Here is an 18448-nt window from a genome sequence, read left to right as displayed (position 1 = left end):
CCCGTCACGATGCTTCGAAGAAGGCCTCGTCGTCGGCCAGGATGCGTTCTTGGATGCGCAGGAGTTGGGGGCCGGGTTTGCGTGCGCTGTCGCGCAGGACCAGGAGGGCTTCGGCTCGGCGGCCGCTGCGGACCAGCGCGACCATCAGCAGCTCGCGCAGGGAGTCCCGGTGCGGATTGCTTTCCACGAGGTGGGCCAGTTCCGGGACGAGCTCGGCCGGTTCGGTCAGCCGCATCCGCGCGCGGATCAGGTTCTCGGTCGCGGTCAGCCGGCGTTCGGTCAGCCGGTCACGCTCCCAGGCGGCGAACGTCCCCGGCACCCCGGTCAGCGCTTCCCCACGCCACAGCGCCAACGCGGAGGCCAGCACGTCCGCCGCCGCCGAGTGATCGCCCACTGCCAGCGTCGCCACCCCGCGACGGTGCAGCTTGTCGAACTGCCAGCTGTCGGTCTGGTCCGGTTCCACCCGCAGGACATAGCCGTCGCCGGTCGAGGCGAGGATGGACTTGGCGTCCAGCCCCGCCTGCCGCAGGACTCGGCGTAAACCGGCTATGTGCGTGCGGACCCGGCTCACCGGTGCGCCCGCCGCGAGCTCCTCGACCTTCACCACCTGCCCGGCCTTGCTGGCCAGCATGGCGAAGGCGGCCTGCTGAGGACCTGGACCGGGGTTGGCGCCGAACGCCCGCACCGGTCCGAGCAGCTCGACAGCCGTCACGCGTCGGCCAGCCAGCCCCGCCGCTGGGCCGCGGCACCGGCCTGGAACCTGTTGTCGGCCTGCAGCTCGCGGTAGAGCGTGGAGATGCGGCGGGCCAGCGTGCGCGGGGCCAGCCGCATCCGGCGCGCGATCGCGGTGTCGGGCATGCCGGTGGCGAGGAGCCGGAGCAGCTCGAGCTGCTCGTTGTTCGGCCTCGTGAGGGTCTGGGTCTGCGAGATGTTGTCCACGATGACGAAGGTAGGCGGCCGTAGTGGATAAGTTGTGAGTGTTCAGTTACTGCCGCAGTCATATGGGTTCGAGTTGGATCGCGTTGGTTTCCCGGACCGAGGGGCGCGAGGCAGACGCTCATCGTGGCGACCAGGAACGCGCAGGTCAAGGACAGGATTTCCGACCCGCGACAGCCGAGCGTGGCGTGCGCCGCGGCTGATCGAGGCGGTGGTGACCGTTGGGAGCGCCGAGTCGGGCGACGAGACGGCCGCGCTGCACGTCCGCAGCCGGGTTGTCCTCGGTGTGCAGAGCGTCCCGACGATCGGCGAGGCGACGCCGCTGGTCCGGGGGTCGGCCGGATCGGCGATCGTGGTCAGTCTGCCGGACTCGACGGCTCGGCCGATCAGCACGCACGCCGACGCTACGCGAAATCCTGGCTGACATTCGTCGAATTGGGGTACGCGATGTTGTTCGGCGCGACTGTTCCAGCAGCCGGGCGGGCGCTCTGGTGAGCCGTTGCCCGCCAAGGCTTACGCGGCGGTGGTGTGCTGATCCTTGACGCGGTGCAGCAGCCAGTCGCTCTTGGTCTGGATCAACGCGTACCGGACGCTGTCCTCGCGGCCGTGCAGGGTGAACACGATCCGCTTGGGTGTCCGCGAGTGTTCTTCCCACCAGCCGGTGTCCGCAATGGACTTGTTCTCGTCCTCGTAGTCCAGATGGTCCATGTCGTGGTCGGGAACCGCTACGGCCAGCCGGTTCTCCGCAGGGTCGGGCGGCAGCCCCTTGGGCACTGCCCAGGACCGCAGCACCCCGTCCTCCTCCAGCCGGAGGTCGAAGTGATGGCGGGGCTTCCAGTGCTCGTGCAGGACGAAAGCGGGCCGGTCCACCTCATCGACTATAGGAACGTTTCCGCACGGCCGCCCGTTGCCTGGCCGGTGGGAGGAGACAGGGTGCGGACGAAGCAGAAGGACCGGGACGTGCCCGGGCCGGGCGACGCGTGGAACGAGATCCTGCCCCAGCTGTGGATGGGAGGGCACTACTACAACGACGGCAGTGAAATGCAGGCCGCCGAGATCGGGGACGAGTTCGACCTGGTCGTGAGCCTGTATGTGGTCCCGACGCTGATGCCGCCACCGCAAGTCGAACACCGCATCCTCGAGATCCCCGACCGGCCACTGAACGCCCCGCAGATCGCCCAGGTCCGCGAACTCGCTGTGTTCACCGCGAACGCCGTGCGGGCCGGACGGACCACTCTCGTGCGCTGCCACGCGGGCTACAACCGGTCCGGCTTGGTGGTCGCGCAGGCGATGGTGGAAATGGGCCACGACGTCGACTCGGCGATCGCGTTGATCCGCCAACGCCGGTCGCCCTGGGCCTTGCACAACGCGACCTTCGAGGAGTACCTGCGTACCGGGCTGGAGGTCGCCGAGCTGCTCAGCGGGTTGACCGAACCGGCCTGAGCTAGTGTGCAACGGTGATCACCAAGGAATGGCGTGAGTTCCTGCTCACCGGCACCAGGACCGGCAAGCTCGCGGTCGTGCGCAAGAACGGCCTGCCGCACGTGACCCCGATCTGGTTCCTGCTCGACGACAACGACGAACTGGTGTTCACCACCTACGGCAAGTCGGTGAAGGCCCGCGCCTTGTTGCGTACCAAGGCATTCACGTTGTGTGTGGACGACCAGACGCCGCCGTTCTCCTACGCGATGCTGGAGTGCACGATCCGGTCGATGGAGACGGGGGATCCGGGGAAACTGGCGTGGGCCACCAGGATCGGCGCCCGCTACATGGGTGCCGACCAGGCCGAGGCGTACGGCAAGCGCAACTCCGTCCCAGAGGAGTACCTGGTCCGCGCCGAAGTCACCAAGATCGTCGCCCAGGCCAACATCGCCGGCTAGCGATACAACACCTTGTGTGCGGCGCTGATGGCCGTCCGGTAGGCGCCCCCGGCCCAGCCGTCGCGGGCCAGTGCGGCACGGGCGGCGTTCGAACCACCGGCGCCGTGCACGGCTCCGCCCGGGTGCGCGGAGGATCCGGCCAGGTAGAGGCGGTCGATCGGGGTGTCGGCGCGGCCGGTTCCGACCGTCGGACGGAAGATCAACTGCTGGTGGATCGCCGCTGTGCCACCGTTGACCGCGCCCTCGACCAGGCTGGCGTTGGCCGCTTCCAACTCGGCAGGGCCGGTGATGACGCGGGCCTTGATGCGGGAGCCGAAGCCGGGCGCGTGCTGTTCGAGGATCTGCTCGATCCGGTCGGCGCGCCGCTTCAACCGGTCGGCCGTCCACTGGGTGCCTCGCGGAACCCTTGTGTACGCCCACATCGCCTCGGTGCCCTTGGGCGAGCGGGTGGGGTCGGTGGTGGTCATCTGGCCGACGATCAGGAACGGGTTGCGCGGCAAGCGACTGCAGTGCAGGTCGTTCGCGATCCCGGCGAGACCGTCGATGTCGGGTCCAATGTGGATGGTCCCGGCCAGGCGGGCGTCCGGCGCGGTCCACGGCGCGGGCTTGGACAATGCCCAGTCGACCTTGACTGTCGCGTAGTCCCAGTGAAAGCCGTCCAGATCGGCGATGAGCTTGGCGGGCAAGTGTTCCGCGCCAACGAGATCACGATACAGCGTGGTCGCGGGCACGTCGGCGAGCACCGCCCGGCGCGCCATGACAACCTCACCCTCGGCGTCCCGCACCCCCGTCGCCCGCCCGTTGGCCATCAGAACCTCAGTGACGCGACGGCCGCAGACGACCTCGCCGCCCTTTTCGGCAAGCCGCGCGACAAGCGCATCGGTGAGCCGGCCGGCGCCACCCTCGGGCACCGGGAACCCGACATCCTGGCCGAGCATGGCCATGAACCAGCCGAACACCGCGCCCGCGGACTGATCCGGCCCCAGATCGGTGTGCATGGTGTTGCCCGCGAACAGAAGCCGCCCGCCGAGGCCGCGGAACTTCTCGTCCCCCAACCGCCGCGCGGTCAGCAGCATCGACCTGGTGAACCGCAACGCGTCGCCGGTGCCCAACGTCCGCAGCAGCCCCGCACCGGCGCGGACCGGCGGGAACGACCCGAGCATCGCGTTGAGCAGACGTTCGCGAATCCGCTGCCACAGCGCGAACTCCGCGCGCCACGCGTCCCCGTCGCCCGCGGCGAAGTTCTCCAGCGACTTGGCGGTCGTGTCCAGGTCACGCGATAAGAGCACGGTCTGGTCGTCGGGCAGGACATGCGCGAGCACCTCGGGCGCGTGCACCCACTTCAACCCATAGTGCTCCAGCTCCAGCCCGGCGATCGCGGGCGAGGCCGCGCCGGCCGGGTAGAACGAGCTGTACAGGTCGTGGTGGTAGCCCTTGCGCGTGATGTCCGCGGTGCGCACGGCGCCGCCCGGTGCGTCCGCGGCCTCCAGGACCAGCACCGACCACCCCGCGTCCGCCAGGATGTTCGCGGCCACGAGGCCGTTCTGTCCGGAACCGATGACCACCGCGTCGACAACCATGACCATCATTCTGCTGCCGCGGGCCGCACCGTGCGTTGCAGGACGCGCGCGACGGGTTCGACGAGTCGCGCCGCGAGTGGGCCGATGATGGCCATGAGCAGCACGTATGCCGTCGCGAGGGCGGCCAGCTGGGAATCGACGGCATTAGCGGCCACGGCGAGCCCGGCGATCACGATGGAGAACTCGCCACGCGCCACCAACGCCGCGCCTGCGCGGGCCTGGCCCATCCGCGCGATGCCCTGGCGCCGCGCCGCCCACCACCCGGTGGCGAGCTTGGTGATGGTCGTGACCAGGGCCAACGCGACCGCGTAACCGAGCACCGGCGGGATCGTCGACGGGTCGGTGTTCAGCCCGAACACCACGAAGAACATGGCCGCGAACAGGTCCCGCAGCGGCTCCAGCAGCTTGGTCGCGTTCTCCGCGGTCGACCCGGAGATGGCGATGCCCAGCAGGAACGCGCCCACCGCGGCGGACACCTGCAGCTGAGCGGCGAGCCCCGCCACCAGCAGCGCGGCGCCGAGCACCCGCAGCAGGAACACCTCCGGCTCGGGGCTGTCCACCACCATCGACACGTATTTGCCGAACTTCAACGCGATCAGCAGCACGATGGTGATCACCACCAACGAGACGCCGACCGCCGTGAGCCCGCCGACGAACGACGCCCCGGCCAGCAACGCCGTGAGAATCGGCAGGTACACGGCCATCGCCAGGTCCTCGAACACCAGGATCGACAGGATCACCGGGGTTTCGCGGTTTCCCAGCCGGCCCAGATCGCCGAGCACTTTCGCGATGATCCCGGACGACGAGATGTAGGTGACCCCGGCCATGGTGAGCGCGCCGATCGGGCCCCAGCCCAGGATCAGCGCGACCGCGACCCCCGGCGCCGCGTTGAGCACGATGTCGACCAGGCCCGCGGTCCATGACCTGCGCAGACCCGTGAACAGCTCCTCGGCCGAGTACTCCAGGCCGAGCAGCAGCAACAGCAGCACCACGCCGATCTCACTGGCCAGGTGCGCGAACTCGTCGATGCCTTGCAGCGGCAGCAGCCCGCCGGAGCCGAACGCCAGGCCGCCCAGCAGGTACAGCGGGATCGGCGAGATCCCGATCCGCCAGGCCAGCCGGCCGAGCACACCCAGGCCGAAGAAGACCGCTCCCAGTTCGATGAGCGATATCGCGGTCGTGTGCACGCCTCAGCCGCTCTCGAGCACGGTCGCGGCCCGGTTGAGGCCCTCGGTCGTGCCGACGGTGACGAGCATGTCGCCGGCCACGAACTCGAAGTCCGGCCGCGGCGAGGGATGCACGGTCCCGCCTCGAACAACGGCGACGACCGAGACGGCCGTGCGCGTGCGCAACGCCGTATCGCCCAAGGTCCGGCCGTCGTACGGCGAGCCCGGGGCGAGCGGCAGCTGGCGGGTGGTGATGCCGGTCTGCTCCTCCAGCCGCGAAACCAGCTGCGGCGCACCGAGAAGCGTGGCGAGCGTGGCGGATTCCTCGATGGTGAGCGGGATCGAGGCGACACACGAGTCGGGGTCGTCCTGCTTGGAGACGATCAGCTCGACCTTGCCGTCCCGCGTGGTCACCACGCCGATCCGGCGGCCGCCACGGGACACGAAGTCCTGGCGCGTACCTATCCCCGGCAGGGGCGTCACCTCAACGTCCACGCCCCAACCATAACAAGGATTGACGGAGGGTGCGGCCGGGCGCCGCACCCTCCCTTTTGGAATCAAACACAGTGGGGCTACGGGAGCGCGTTCAGGAACGGCTCCATGTTGTTCATGAACTCCCAGTTGTAGAAGCGGTCCCAGTTGACCGACCACGTCATCAGGCCGCGGAAGTCCGGGGAAGCCCCGCCCCGCAACGTGTATCCGCCGCAGTTGGTCCCGCGCGCCAGGCAGGTCACGGCCTGCTGGTTCTGCGCCGGGGAGATGTAGCCGTTGCCCGCGCTGACCGCCGCCGGGACACCGAAGGCGATCTGGTCCGGCCGCAGGCCAGGGAACTTGATCCCGGTGCCGGCGACCGTGAACCCGGCCTTGATCATGTCGGTCATCGCGATGTGGAAGCTCGCGTCACCCATGTTGTGGTACTGGTTGTCCAGCCCCATCACCGGTCCGGAGTTGTAGTCCTGCACGTGCAACACGGTCAGGGCATCGCGCATCGCGTAGATCACCGGGAGGTACGAGCCGGTGCGGTTGTCGCCGCCGCCCGCGCCACCGTAGAACTGGTAACCGACCTGGACGAAGAACGTCTCCGGCGCCATGGTCAGCACGAACCCGTTGCCGTAGCGCGACTTCAGGCTCTTCAGCGCGGAGATCAGGTTGACGATCACCGGGGTGGTCGGGTTGCGGAAGTCGGTGTCACCGGCGTTGAGGAACAGCGAGTGACCCTCGAAGTCGACGTCCAGCCCGTTGAGGCCGTAGCGGTCGATGATCGCCGACACCGAGCTGACGAACTTGTCCCGCGCGGCCGTGGTGGTCAGCTGGACCTGGCCGTTCTGGCCGCCGATGGACAGCAGCACCTTCTTGCCCTGGGCCTGCTTCGCGCGGATCGCGGCGATGAAGTCGGCCTCGCTCTCCACGCCCGGGCACTCACTGACCGGGCACTGGGTGAACCGGATGTCGCCGGACGTGACCGAGGTGGGTTCGCCGAACGCGAGGTTGATGATGTCCCAGGCCTGCGGCACATCGGCCATCCGCAGGTACCCGGACCCGTTGGCGAAGCTCGCGTGCAGGTACCCGATCAGCGCGTGCTTGGGCAGCCCCGTGCTCGTGCAGCCGGACGTCGTCGCCGAGGCCTCACTCGTCTTGGCCGACTCGCCGTTGGCGTTGTAGGCCGCGACCGAGTAGCTGTGGCTGGTGCAGGCCGTGAGACCGGAGATCGTCGTGCTCGTCCCGGTCACCGTCGCGCGGACGGTTGAGCCTTCGTAGACGCGGTATCCGGTGACGGTCCCGGCGGAGGCGCCCCACGACAGGGCGATCGAGTTGCTCGTCACCGTGCCGACCGTCGGATTGCCTGGCACGCCAGGCGTTCCGGGGTTGCTGCCGCCCGGGCCGTCCAGGCTGACGTCGTCGGCGTTGTAGGTTCCGGCGGCGTACCAGCCGTGCAGGTACAGCTCGGCGCTCGTCTGGCCGGCGCCGGAGGTGAAGGTGAGGGAGAGCTGGGTGTAGCTCGTCGCCGCGGTCCACGTCGACGGGCCGCCGGTGATGCCCAGGTAGACCGGGTTGCCCCGGACCCAGGCGGACACCGAGTAGGTCGTGTTCGGCACGACCGACACCGTCTGTGAGCACTTGGCGATGTCCGACCCGGTCGCCGTCGCGGCGAGCGCGTTGCCGCCGGAGTGCACGGGGCTGGTCACGACCGCTCCGCCCGCGCAGGTCCAGCCGGACAGTGACCCGGCCTCGAAACCGGGGTTGATCAGCAGGTTGGCCGCGGTCGCGGGACTGCCGCCGGTGAGCACACCGGCGATGGCTAACGCGAGAACGGCGAAGAACGAGGACAGTCTGGATCGCTTCATGGCGGTCCTCCAGGCAGGGTTTGGCGGCACACCGTTCCACATTGTCTAGACCAATTAACGGCTGTTGTCCAGACCACAGCGGAGTGCAGTCCGGTCTTGTCAGGCTGTTGGCCTAGCGGTGGTCTCACAGCCGAGAGCTGGAGCGATGCCGAGTGCGGGCTGTCCCGGCGGGGCCGGGACAGCCCGCCAGGGCGTGGGCCGGTGCTGCTCAGTCCTCAGTGGACCAGTCGGCGACCCCGGCGAGCTCGTCGGCCAGGCCGGTCAGCCAGCGGCCGAGGCGGGCGACCAGGCGGTCGCAGTGGTCCTCGACGGTGTCCGGGTCCTGCTGGACGACCTCCCACGGCACGCCCATCCGCACGGCGACGGACATGCCCAGCTCGACGAGGGTCCACACCCAGGTCTGCCGTTCGGCCGCGGTGCTGATGGTGACGCGGGCGCGTTCCCGGTCGAGGGTGGCCAGGACGGTGTCGACGTTGTCGCGGGTGCGGAAGGCGGCGACGGCGTGGTCCTCACCCCTCGCGAGCAGCGGCAGCAGACCGGAGCCGTCCGCCACCATGTCGCGCAGCACCAGGAGGTGCTCACGCAGCCAGGTGGCGGTGAGCCAGGACAGCTCCCCCACGATGTCCTCGCCCGCCCTGCTCCACGTGCTTACGCCAATCCGATCGTTCGCCACACTCACTCCGCCGTCCGGGACCGTCACACATAGTGGACAACGCAAACCACCACCAGGCGGTTCACACTTCGCCGGTCACAGCTCAGCAAACGGGGGCGGCACACTAGCCCGAAAGGCCGGAAAAACGCAATTGACTCGCCGTCACACGATAGGGTGACGCGAGTCTTTCGACGAATCCGTGGGGGATTTTTTCGTGAACCAGGCTTTCCAGGTCGACCTGCGCGGCGTGGTCGACCTGCTCAGCAGGCATCTCTATGCCAGCCCGAGGGTGTATCTGCGCGAGCTGCTGCAGAACGCGGTGGACGCGATCACGGCGCGCCGGGCCGGCGAACCCGCCGCACCGGCGCGGATCGAGATCACCATCGACCGCACCGCCCTGCGGATCACCGACACCGGCATCGGGCTGACCGAGGCGCAGGTCCACGAGCTGCTGGCGACCATCGGCCGCAGCTCCAAGCGCGACGACCTCGGCTTCGCGCGGCACGAGTTCCTCGGCCAGTTCGGCATCGGCCTGCTGTCCGCGTTCCTGGTCGCCGACGAGGTACAGGTGCGGACACGTTCCGCTTCCGGCGCGCCGGCGGTGGAATGGGTCGGCCGCGCCGATGGGACCTACAGCATTTCCCCGTGCGCTCAGCAAACAACCGGTACGACCGTGTACCTGAGAGCGCGCAACGGTTCCGCGGAATGGTTCGAACCCGCGACGGTCACCGAGCTGGCCCGGTTGTTCGGTTCGATGCTGCCGTTCGACATCACCGTTCAAGGCCAATTGGTCACCTCCGCGGTGCCGTGGGCGGACGACAACCGTCACGCTGGGCAGCGCCAGGCCGACCTGGTCGGGTACGCGCAGGACACGTTCGGGTTCACGCCGTTCGACGTGATCGAGCTCGACGTTCCCGAGGCCGGGCTGACCGGCGCGGCCTACGTGCTGCCGTTCCCGGCGAACCCGGCCGAGCACTCCGGGCATCGCGTCTACCTCAAGCACATGCTGCTCACCGAGAGCGCGACCGGGCTGTTGCCGGACTGGGCGTTCTTCGCGCGCTGCGTGGTGAACTCGACCGAGCTGCGGCCGACCGCGAGCCGCGAGGCCCTGTACGACGACAGCCTGCTGGAGGCGACGAGCGCGGCGCTCGGCGACCAGCTGCGCGGCTGGCTGGTCGGCCTGGCGCGCACCGACCCCGACCGGCTGAGCCGGTTCCTCGGCGTGCATCACCTTGGTGTGAAAGCACTCGCGCTGCACGACGACGAGATGCTGCGGCTGGTCGACCAGTGGTGGCCGATGGAGACCAACGTCGGCCGGATGACGCTGGCGGAGTTCCGCAGCCAGTACGGCGCGATCCGGTACACCACGACCACCGACGAGTTCCGTCAGCTCGCCGCGGTCGCCGCCGCCCAGGACATCGCGTTGGTCAACGGCGGCTACACCTATGACAGCGAGATCATCGAGCGGCTCGCGGTCGTCGAACCCGGCCAGGCCGTCGACCGGCTCGACCCGGCGCGGCTCGCCACCCGGTTCGGCGCCGTGGAACCGGCGGACGAGTTGCGCAGCCGGTCGTTCCTGCTCGCGGCCCAGCGCACGATGGACCGGCTCGGCTGTGAGGTCGTGCTGCGGTCGTTCGAGCCCGCTTCGCTTTCGGTGCTGTACTTGGTGGATCGGGCGGCCGCGTTCCAGTCCCAGGTGCGGGCGACCCGGGACCGGGTCGACTCGTTGTGGGCGGGCGTGTTGTCGGCGTTCGAGAAACCCGCCGACGACCGGCCGCAGCTGGTGCTCAACTACCGCAACCCGTTGGTGCGCAGGCTGTCCAGCCTGTCCAATCCGGACCTGGTCGCGTTGGCGGTGGAAGCCTTGTACGGCCAGGCTTTGCTGCTCGGCTACCACCCGATCCGGCCCGCCGACGCGGCCCTGCTGAACCGTTCGTTCATCGGCCTGCTCGACCAGGCCGTCCCCGCGGAGGAGAGCCGGTGAGCCGCACCGAGCAGGAGCTGTGGGACATGCTGTCCCAGGCCGGGCAGCTGCCGGAGGGGCGCGCCAAGATGGCCGCGCTGGAGACGGTGATCCAGCACGCGGACGCGGAGAACCTGCCCGAGCTGCAGTACCGGGCCCGGATGAGCGCGACGCGCGCGTACAACTACGGCGGCGAGCCGGCCAAGTCGATCGTCACGTTCTCCTGGTGCCTGGCCGCGCGCGACCGGGGTGAGGCCGATCCCAGCCTGGACCACTCGTTGTACTGGTACTTCAAGTGGATCGTCACCACCATCGTGTCGTTCCCGCAGATCCCGTTGGAGCAGGCGCAAGCCGTGCTCGACGACATGGAACAGCGGTACCGGCTGGCCGGGCACACCATGGGTCCGGTGCACCAGCATCGCGAACTGCTCGCCCGGCATGTCGGTGACCGGGCGGAGGCTTCGGAGCAGTACCGGTTGTGGGGTATGGCTCCTCGCGGTGAGATGTCCGACTGTGCTGCCTGTGAACCGACTTCGCGCGTGGATCATCTTGCTTGGCTGGGCCGGGACGCTGAGGCGGTTCCGCTGGCCGAGAGCGTGTTGAGTGGGCGGATTACGTGTATTGAGCAGCCGCAGACGATTCTGACGTCGTTGTTGGTGCCGTATCTGCGAACTGGGCGGACTGCGGCGGCTGCTGACGCGCACCGGCGGGCTTATCGGGCGTTGCGCAGTTCGCGGTCGGAAATGGAGGGTGTGGCGGGGCACGTTCAGTTCTGTGCGCTCACCGGGAATCCTGCGCGGGGGCTGGAGCTGGTGCAGCGGCACCTTGGCTGGCTGGATGAGCCGCCGAGCCCTGAGGCGGATATGCTCTTGTCCGCTGCGGCGGCGCGGGTTTTGGCGTCGGTGGACGATGATTTGGGCGTGTTGCGGCCGGGGTTCGGGGATCGTGCCGCGAGTGAGGTTTCGGCGGCTTCTTTGCGGGATGAGCTTTCCGCGCGGGCTCGTGAGATCGCTCGGCAGTTTGACGCGCGCAACGGTTCTGCTGAGCAGAGTTCGGTTGTGGACGGTATGCTTTCCGCTGCTCCCCTCGTGGATCACGTTCCGTTGTCGGCATTTCCGGTCAAGGAGGGTGCGGCTCCGGCACCGTCCTATCCGGACACTGCCGAGGAGCTGGCTGATCTGGCCGAGCGGGAGCGGGAACTGCTCAACTCGGATGCCGCTGCGGCCGTGTGGCGGCGGTTCGACGAGATCATGCCTTCGCCTACCGGGTTGTTGCTGGCGCGGCGGCTGGATGGGCGGGTGCCTGCCGGCGATGATGACGTGGACTCGGCGCGAGAGGATTGGGAGCGCGCGGCCGAGCTGTTCGCCGAGGCCGGAGATTCGGCCCGGCGGTGGAACTCCTTTGCCCGCACTGGGTCTGCCCTGCAGCACGTCGGGCAGGTGGACGCCGGTATCGCGCGGATCGAGGCGGCGATCGCCGGTCAGGCGGGTAACGCTCTCGGGCTGCACCGCGCCTGGGGGCGGCTCGCTACGACCTACATGTCGATGGGTGAGGTCGACAAGGCCAAGGCGGCCGGCGCTCGGGCGCACGAGTTCGCCGAGCAGGTGGGGACGGCTTCGGAATTGGGGCAGTCCTTTATGAGCCTGGCGATTCTGCACGGGAGTAGCCAGGAGGACTTGGAGAAGGCTCGGGAGTTCGCTGGGCGGGCCGTGGCTTTGCTGCGGGAGGCCGGGTCGGTGGAGGGGCTGGCTCGCGTTCAGCTGTTGGAAGCTCAGATATACGCGGGAATGGGGGATTTCGAGCACGCCTACGGTTTGCTGGCTGGTGTGGTGCCGCCTGCTTCGAGTACGGCCGTGCAGGCGACTCTGCTTGATACGCGTAGTGCGTTCGCGATGGAGCTGGACCGGCCTGCTGAGGCTGTTGAGCACATCACTGCGATGACAGCCATTGCTTCACCTGGTGGGTACACGTTGTCGCGCTTGGCGGCTGCTTGCGTGGAGCTGGATCGGTATGAGCAGGCGGCGAATGCGGCGGAGCAGGCTCTTGCTTTGCTGCAGGAGGACGAGGATGAGACGGCGACTGTGAAGTTCCTGCTGTCCAAGGCTTACACGCAGCTGGGGCTTGCCGAGCAGGCGCTGGAGTTGCTGGAGGATGTCGAGGCGCACTGTCTGGCGCAGTCGAATATTGTCGGTGCTGCTCAGATGCGTGGGCTTGCTGGGGATCTTTTGGATGGTTTGGACCGGGATGCTGAGGCGGCTGTCAGTTTTACGGGGGCCGCGGATGCGTGTCGCGAGGCGGAGTGGGTTCTGGATGAGTTGATCAATCGGCGGCGCGCGGCCTTGTCGTGGCATTGGGCGCGGCGGCCGGAGGAGGCTCGTTCCGCGTTGGCTCTGGCGGACTCCCTGGCGGCGGATCTGGCTTCGTCGGCGGAGGCCGCGGTGGTTTGGGAGCGGGCGATGCTTGGGTATGACGGGGCTCGGATTTTGGCTGGGGGGCAGGAGCTTGACGCGGCTCTTGTTCGGGTTGGGCCGGTTGCTGAGGCTTTTCGGTCTGTTGGGGCTTCGACTGAGGCGGCTATTGCTGTGGCGATGCAGGGGCGGTTGCTGGCTGATCTTGGGCGCGGGTCGGAGGCGGTTCCGGTGTTGAGGCAGGCTTTGGCCGAGTTGCCTGAGGAGGCTGAGCAACAGCGGGAGGGGGTTCGGCAGCTGCTGGCCGACTTGGGTCAGTCCTGACCGCGATTGCACGGATAGCCGAGCATCTCGACGCGCGCACCGACCCGGACGCTTATGACTTCCCGGCTTTGCACGGGTTGTGTTGCGTTCTTTGGCGGCAGACGGCACTTTCTGGCGGCGCAGTCATGACCTGGAGACCGACGAACTGGTGGAGTTGGCTGGGGTGAAGAGATGTCCTCGCCGGACAGGCAGACCACCAAGAGGGGCAAGGGCAACGGATCCTTCGGATCCTTGGGTGGGGTTGGTGCGTGTCCTGTCCCTCCCGTATGGCCTGCCGGAGGTGATCACAGGTGTCAAGGGGGGATCCGTATGGCTTCCAGCGTTTGTGCTTTGGGAGGGCGGATCCCCCCTTGACACCTGTGATGAGGCTTCGCCCAGGCCATACGGGAGGGACAGAACACGAGGCCGGGGTCTGTTGCGCTGCGCTTGTGCTTGTGGGCGTGGGTCTCCTACCGTCGCTAAGCTTCTGGGTATGCACAAGTTGGTTGTTCTGTATCCGGAGCCTGTTGATCGCGAGCACTTTCGCGAGTACTACGTCAACACCCATCTGCCGCTGGTGGCCAGGATCCCTGGGGTTCTTGCCTACCGGTACAGCTTCGAGGTGCAAGCGCCCCGGGGAGAATCCCCCTACTTCGCGGTCTTTGAGGCCGACTTCGCCGACCTCGAGTCCTACCGGGCGGGGATGTCCACGCCGGAGGCCGCGGCGGTTGTCGCGGATGTGCCGAACTATGCCACCGGTGGCAGCCTCACGCTGACCTACTCCACAAAGGACTGACCGCCTGACTGACTATCAGCCTGCCAGGGCGATGGTGTGGCCGGTGTGCTCGACCTTTGCTCGGAGGTAGCTGAGGTTGGTGGGGGTGGTGAAGACGCCGGTGGGGACGTGGCCGCGGACGGTGATGCCGAGGTTGCTCAGTTGATGACCCTTGTCGGGGTTGTTCGACAGGAGGTCGATCGTGTCGATGTTCAGGGCGCGGAGCATTTGGGCTGCTGCGGTGTAGTCACGGCCGTCCTCGGGGAGACCCAGGGCGCTGTTGGCCTCATAGGTGTCCAGGCCGTGGTCCTGGAGGGCGTAGGCGTCCAGTTTGTTGTACAGGCCGATGCCTCGGCCTTCTTGGCGGAGGTAGAGCAGCACGCCGCCCGCCACTGACATGCGCTCGACGGCTTCGCGTAGCTGGGGGCCGCAGTCGCAGCGGGCCGAGCCGAACACGTCGCCGGTGAGGCATTCGCTGTGCATCCGGACCAGTGGGGTGGGGCCGGGGTCGCCGAAGACCATGGCGACGTGCTCGGCCTGGTCGGCCAGGCCGTGGAAGGTCACCGCGTCCGCGACTGTGCTGAACCCGTCGCTGAACCGCAGGGGAATCCGGACGCGGGTCCGGATGTTGGCACTGGCAGACGCAGTGGGTGTCGTCATGGTCGGCTCCGATCAATACTTGAACCTTCAACCAAGTCAGACGCTACACCGATTGTTCGAGTTTGAACAACCCATGTGATCATGGCCACTGGTAGAAAGCAGCCATGGAGACCCGGCAGCTGGAGTACTTCGTGGCTGTGGCCGAGGAGCTGAGCTTCACGAGGGCCGCGCAACGCCTGTACGCGGTCCAGTCAACCGTCTCGGCCGCAATCAAATCGCTAGAGGCGGAGGTCGGCGCGACGCTGTTCGACCGGTCCACCCGGCGGGTCACCCTCACGCCCGCAGGTCAGGCGTTTCTGGTGGAGGCGCGTGCGATGCTGGACGCGTTCGCCCGCGCGGTGGCCGCTGTCCAGGACACCGCCACGGGTCTGCGCGGCAGCCTGCGGATCGGGACGATGACCGGGATGAACGTGTTCGACCTGCCCGCCGTGCTGGGTGTGTTCCACCAGCGCCATCCGCTGGTCGACATCCACGTCACGGTCTCCACCAGCGGGTCCACCGGGCTGGCCGAGGACCTGCGGCACGGCCGGCTGGACATCGCCCTGCTCGGCCTGCCCGAGACCGACCTGACCGGGTTCACCACCCGTCCCCTCGCCCGCCGCCCTTACCTCGTGCTGCTCCCGGCCGAACACCCTCTGGCCGGCCGCGCGGAGATCGACCTGCACGACCTGATCGACGAGTCGTTCGTGGACACCCCGGCGGGGTTCGGCAACCGGATCGTGGTGGACCGCGCGTTCGAGCGGTTCGGGGTCCGCCGCCGGGTCAGCGTGGAGGTCGACAGCCTGTTCGCGATCCCCAGCTATGTGCGCACGGGTCTCGGCGTCGCGGTGACGCCTGAGCTGGACCTGCCCGAGACGCCGGGTGTGATCTCCGTGCCGGTGGCCGGGACACAACTGTGCTGGCTGATGACCGTTGCCACGGCTGGGAACAAGGAACCCAACGTCGTGACCCGGACATTGCTGGACCTCATCGACGCGGAACTAGACCGCTAGACCGATCGAGCGACAGAAACCCGGACGATAACTACACTACGTCGGCGTGCGGTTCTCACTCCTTGGCCCAATCAGGGCATGGCTGGGCGACGAGGAGCTGGAGACCGGGCCGCCCACGCAGCGGGCGCTGCTCGCGTTCCTGCTCGTTCACGCTGGTCAGCCGGTCGCATTGAGCGAGATCGTGGATGCGTTGTGGCCGGACGACCCACCACGGACCGCAGTCAACATCATCCACCGGCACATCGGCATGCTCCGCCGCCTGATCGAGCCCGACCTGCCCGCGCGGGCCAGCGGCAGCGTGCTGTTGCGCAGCTCCGGCGGCTACCGGCTCAACGCCGGCCCCGACGAGCTGGACCTGCTGCGGTTCCGCGACCTGCACTCGGCCGCGCGGGCCGCGACCGGCGCCGATGCAGCCGCTCTGTACGCCGAGGCGATCGGGCTCTGGCACGGTCACGTCGCCGCGGACCTCCCGGACAACGTCCGCGCGCACGCGGCGTTCGCCGAGGTCGAACGGGAGTACCTGGCCGCGTTGCAGGAGGCCGCGGTGCTCAGCCCCGCGCGGATGCTGTCGCGGTTGCAGCAGGCGTCGGCCGGCCACCCGCTGGACGAGGTGCTGCACGCGCGGCTGATCGAGGCGCTGGCCGCGTCCGGGTACGAGACCGAGGCCCTGCAGGCCTACGAGGCGGTCCGCGAACGGCTGGCCGACGAGCTGGGCATAGACCCGGGCGCGGAGCTGCGCGCGGCCCACTCCCGGGTCGTGCACCCGCAGGCCGCGTCCCGCAACGGCCGCCCCACCCAGCTGCCCGCCGACCTGGCCGGGTTCGCCGGGCGCGCAACGGAACTGGCGCATGCCGCCCGGGTGAACACCTCGGCGATGACCACGGTGGCGATCTTCGGGATGGCCGGGGTCGGCAAGACGACGATGGCCGTGCGGCTGGCGCACGAGGTCGCGCCCGAGTTCCCGGACGGCCAGCTTTACGTGCACCTGCGCGGGTTTGACCCGGGCGGCCAGGTGACCAGCTCGGCCGCGATCCGCGGGTTCCTTGAGGCACTGGGGGTTCCGCCGAACCGGATGCCCGGTGATCTCGAAGCTCAGGCCGCGTTGTACCGGAGTCTGCTGGCGGGTAAGCGAATGCTCGTCGTGCTCGACGACGCCCGCGACACCGAGCACGTGCGCCAGCTGCTTCCCGGCACGCCGGGGTGCATGGCGATCATCACGAGCCGCAGCCAGCTGCGTGGCCTGGTAGTTCGGACCGGAGCCATGCCGGTCGCGTTGGATGTGTTGTCCAGCAACGAAGCTCGCGATCTCCTGAGCCAACGGCTTGGCGCCGGACGGGTCGCCGCGGAGCCGGTGGCCGTCGAGGAGATCATCGACCACTGTGGACGGTTGCCGCTCGCGCTCGCGGTCGTCGCCGCCCGCGCGGCCACCTACCCGGACGTCCCACTAGCCTCGATCGCCGCCGAGCTGCACGGCTCGGCCAGCCTGGACGCGTTGGGCGACTGGGAGATCGACGTCCGCACGGTGTTCTCGTGGTCGTATCACGCGCTCAATACCCAGGCGGCGCGGCTGTTCCGGTTGCTGGGCGTGCATCCCGGGCCGGACATCTCGGTGGCCGCCGCGGCGAGCCTGGCCGGGCTGTCACTGCACCAGACAATGTCCCTTTTGGATGATCTGACCCACGCGCACCTGGTCAACGAGTTGATCTCCGGCCGGTACATGTTCCACGACCTGCTTCGCACGTATGCCGCCGAACTCGTCGACTCAGCCGAGGCCGGCCCGGCGCGGGAACGCCTGCTCGACCACTACCTGCACTCGACGGTCGCCGCGACGACGCTGCTTTTCCCGTTCCGCGAACGGGTTCCGCTGTCGGTGCCGCACGCGGGCGCGATCATCACCGACCTGGTGGACCACAACCACGCGGCGGAGTGGCTGACCGAGGAGCTCGCGGTGCTGCAGGTGTTGCCCGTGATGGCCGCGGAGGCCGGGTTCGACGGGCACGCGTGGCGGATTCCCCTGACCATAGAACGGTTTCTGGACCGCCAGGGCCGGTGGCAGGAGCAGGTCGCCCTGCAGCGCGCCGGGTTGAGCAGCGCGGAACGGGCAAACGATCGCTATGGCGTGGCGCAGGAACACCGGGCGCTCGGGTTCGGCCTGGGCCGGTGGCGGCGCTACGAAGAAGGAGTGCGGCACCTCACCCGCGCGGCGGACCTGTTCGCCGCCGAGGAGGACTTCGACAGCCAGGCGCACACCTACCGCAACCTGGCGTTCCTGTCGAACATGCAGGAACACCACGACCAGGCGCTCGAGCACTACCGGCGGGCCCGCGAACTGTACGAGATCACCGGCAACCAGAACGGCCAGGCCTTGCTGTACAACGAGGTCGGCTGGACCTACATCCTCCAGGGCGACTACGAGAAGGCGCTGCCCGAGTGCCTGCTCGCGATCGACCTGCACCGCGCGATCGGCAACCCCAACGGCGAGGCATCGGCGGCCGACAGCGTCGGCTACGCCCTGCACCACCTCGACCGAAACCTCGAAGCCATCCCCTACCTCGAACAAGCGCTGCGCATCTACCAGGACATCGCCGACCGCCCAACCGAAGCGGACACCCTCTCGCACATCGGCGACGCCCGCCTCGCCCTCGGCGACATCGAGGCCGCCCGTACCGCCTGGCAACAGGCCCTGGCGATCCTGGAGGAAGTCGGCCACTCCGACGCCGAGGAAGTCCGCGGCAAACTCCAGACCCTCGACACCCGCGCCCCGGCCTGATCGGTCCGAACAGGACGG

General features: G+C 68.5%; 17 protein-coding genes. 8 read left to right on the top strand and 9 right to left on the bottom strand.

Annotation, left to right across the window (positions count from 1 at the left end; translation table 11 throughout):
* Positions 1-4: 4 nt before the first annotated feature.
* Positions 5-712, bottom strand: coding sequence for an AfsR/SARP family transcriptional regulator (locus AB0J95_RS07480; RefSeq protein WP_364753777.1), 708 nt, complete (start codon positions 710-712; stop codon positions 5-7).
* Entirely contained in the window at positions 709-939 is a 231-nt protein-coding gene (locus tag AB0J95_RS07475; RefSeq protein WP_364753776.1) for a LuxR C-terminal-related transcriptional regulator, read from the bottom strand. The genes AB0J95_RS07480 and AB0J95_RS07475 overlap by 4 nt, the downstream gene beginning before the upstream one ends.
* A gap of 211 nt (positions 940-1150) precedes the next feature.
* On the opposite strand from AB0J95_RS07475, the gene AB0J95_RS07470 reads away from it, so the two are divergent.
* Positions 1151-1360: a hypothetical protein gene (locus AB0J95_RS07470; RefSeq protein ID WP_364753774.1), complete on the top strand. Its 210-nt coding sequence runs from the start codon at positions 1151-1153 to the stop codon at positions 1358-1360.
* A gap of 89 nt (positions 1361-1449) precedes the next feature.
* On the opposite strand, the gene AB0J95_RS07465 is transcribed toward AB0J95_RS07470, so the two are convergent.
* On the bottom strand, positions 1450-1806 hold the full coding sequence (locus AB0J95_RS07465; protein ID WP_364753771.1) for a DNA polymerase ligase N-terminal domain-containing protein: 357 nt from the start codon (positions 1804-1806) through the stop codon (positions 1450-1452).
* 63 nt (positions 1807-1869) lie between these two features.
* Here AB0J95_RS07465 and AB0J95_RS07460 point away from each other — a divergent pair, with 63 nt between their 5' ends.
* Together AB0J95_RS07460 and AB0J95_RS07455 are read left to right on the top strand one after the other, a co-directional pair.
* Positions 1870-2379 carry a dual specificity protein phosphatase gene (locus AB0J95_RS07460; RefSeq protein WP_364753768.1) on the top strand — a complete coding sequence of 170 codons (510 nt, stop codon included), beginning with the start codon at positions 1870-1872 and terminating at the stop codon, positions 2377-2379.
* 14 nt (positions 2380-2393) lie between these two features.
* Complete coding sequence (locus tag AB0J95_RS07455; protein ID WP_364753765.1) at positions 2394-2816, top strand: PPOX class F420-dependent oxidoreductase; 423 nt, start codon at positions 2394-2396, stop codon at positions 2814-2816.
* Here the strand turns inward: AB0J95_RS07455 and AB0J95_RS07450 are convergent.
* From AB0J95_RS07450 to AB0J95_RS07430, 5 genes are all read right to left on the bottom strand, one after another.
* Entirely contained in the window at positions 2813-4402 is a 1590-nt protein-coding gene (locus AB0J95_RS07450) for an NAD(P)/FAD-dependent oxidoreductase (RefSeq protein ID WP_364753763.1), read from the bottom strand. The genes AB0J95_RS07455 and AB0J95_RS07450 overlap by 4 nt on opposite strands.
* Positions 4402-5583 (bottom strand): cation:proton antiporter, encoded by a 1182-nt coding sequence (locus tag AB0J95_RS07445; RefSeq protein ID WP_364753762.1) that lies wholly within the window; start codon positions 5581-5583, stop codon positions 4402-4404. The genes AB0J95_RS07450 and AB0J95_RS07445 overlap by 1 nt, the downstream gene beginning before the upstream one ends.
* Positions 5584-5586: 3 nt before the next feature.
* A complete protein-coding gene (locus tag AB0J95_RS07440; protein ID WP_364753760.1) occupies positions 5587-6057 on the bottom strand; it encodes a TrkA C-terminal domain-containing protein in 471 nt (156 codons plus the stop codon).
* A 77-nt stretch (positions 6058-6134) separates the two neighbouring features.
* Positions 6135-7907 (bottom strand): glycoside hydrolase family 18 protein, encoded by a 1773-nt coding sequence (locus AB0J95_RS07435; protein WP_364753758.1) that lies wholly within the window; start codon positions 7905-7907, stop codon positions 6135-6137.
* A 208-nt stretch (positions 7908-8115) separates the two neighbouring features.
* On the bottom strand, positions 8116-8580 hold the full coding sequence (locus AB0J95_RS07430; protein ID WP_364753755.1) for a hypothetical protein: 465 nt from the start codon (positions 8578-8580) through the stop codon (positions 8116-8118).
* 193 nt (positions 8581-8773) lie between these two features.
* On the opposite strand from AB0J95_RS07430, the gene AB0J95_RS07425 reads away from it, so the two are divergent.
* The 3 genes from AB0J95_RS07425 (at position 8774) to AB0J95_RS07415 (ending at position 14029) form a co-directional block, all read left to right on the top strand.
* On the top strand, positions 8774-10543 hold the full coding sequence (locus AB0J95_RS07425; protein WP_364753752.1) for an HSP90 family protein: 1770 nt from the start codon (positions 8774-8776) through the stop codon (positions 10541-10543).
* Positions 10540-13254 (top strand): hypothetical protein, encoded by a 2715-nt coding sequence (locus AB0J95_RS07420; RefSeq protein ID WP_364753750.1) that lies wholly within the window; start codon positions 10540-10542, stop codon positions 13252-13254. The genes AB0J95_RS07425 and AB0J95_RS07420 overlap by 4 nt, the downstream gene beginning before the upstream one ends.
* Positions 13255-13726: 472 nt before the next feature.
* Positions 13727-14029 carry an EthD family reductase gene (locus AB0J95_RS07415; protein WP_364753747.1) on the top strand — a complete coding sequence of 101 codons (303 nt, stop codon included), beginning with the start codon at positions 13727-13729 and terminating at the stop codon, positions 14027-14029.
* Between the two features lie 15 nt (positions 14030-14044).
* Here the strand turns inward: AB0J95_RS07415 and ribA are convergent, their stop codons facing one another.
* Entirely contained in the window at positions 14045-14668 is a 624-nt protein-coding gene (gene ribA / locus AB0J95_RS07410) for a GTP cyclohydrolase II (protein ID WP_364753744.1), read from the bottom strand.
* A gap of 104 nt (positions 14669-14772) precedes the next feature.
* Between ribA and AB0J95_RS07405 the strand changes: the two genes are divergently transcribed.
* On the top strand, positions 14773-15660 hold the full coding sequence (locus tag AB0J95_RS07405; protein WP_364753742.1) for a LysR family transcriptional regulator: 888 nt from the start codon (positions 14773-14775) through the stop codon (positions 15658-15660).
* A 46-nt stretch (positions 15661-15706) separates the two neighbouring features.
* Positions 15707-18430 (top strand): tetratricopeptide repeat protein, encoded by a 2724-nt coding sequence (locus AB0J95_RS07400; RefSeq protein ID WP_364753740.1) that lies wholly within the window; start codon positions 15707-15709, stop codon positions 18428-18430.
* The last annotated feature ends 18 nt before the right edge of the window (positions 18431-18448 follow it).

Origin of the sequence: Actinocrispum sp. NPDC049592 (genome assembly GCF_040675465.1) — a bacterium.
Classification (GTDB): Bacteria; Actinomycetota; Actinomycetes; order Mycobacteriales; family Pseudonocardiaceae; genus Kibdelosporangium.
The sequence above is the reverse complement of the archived record's forward strand: the minus strand, read 5'-3'. Positions and strand labels throughout refer to the sequence as shown.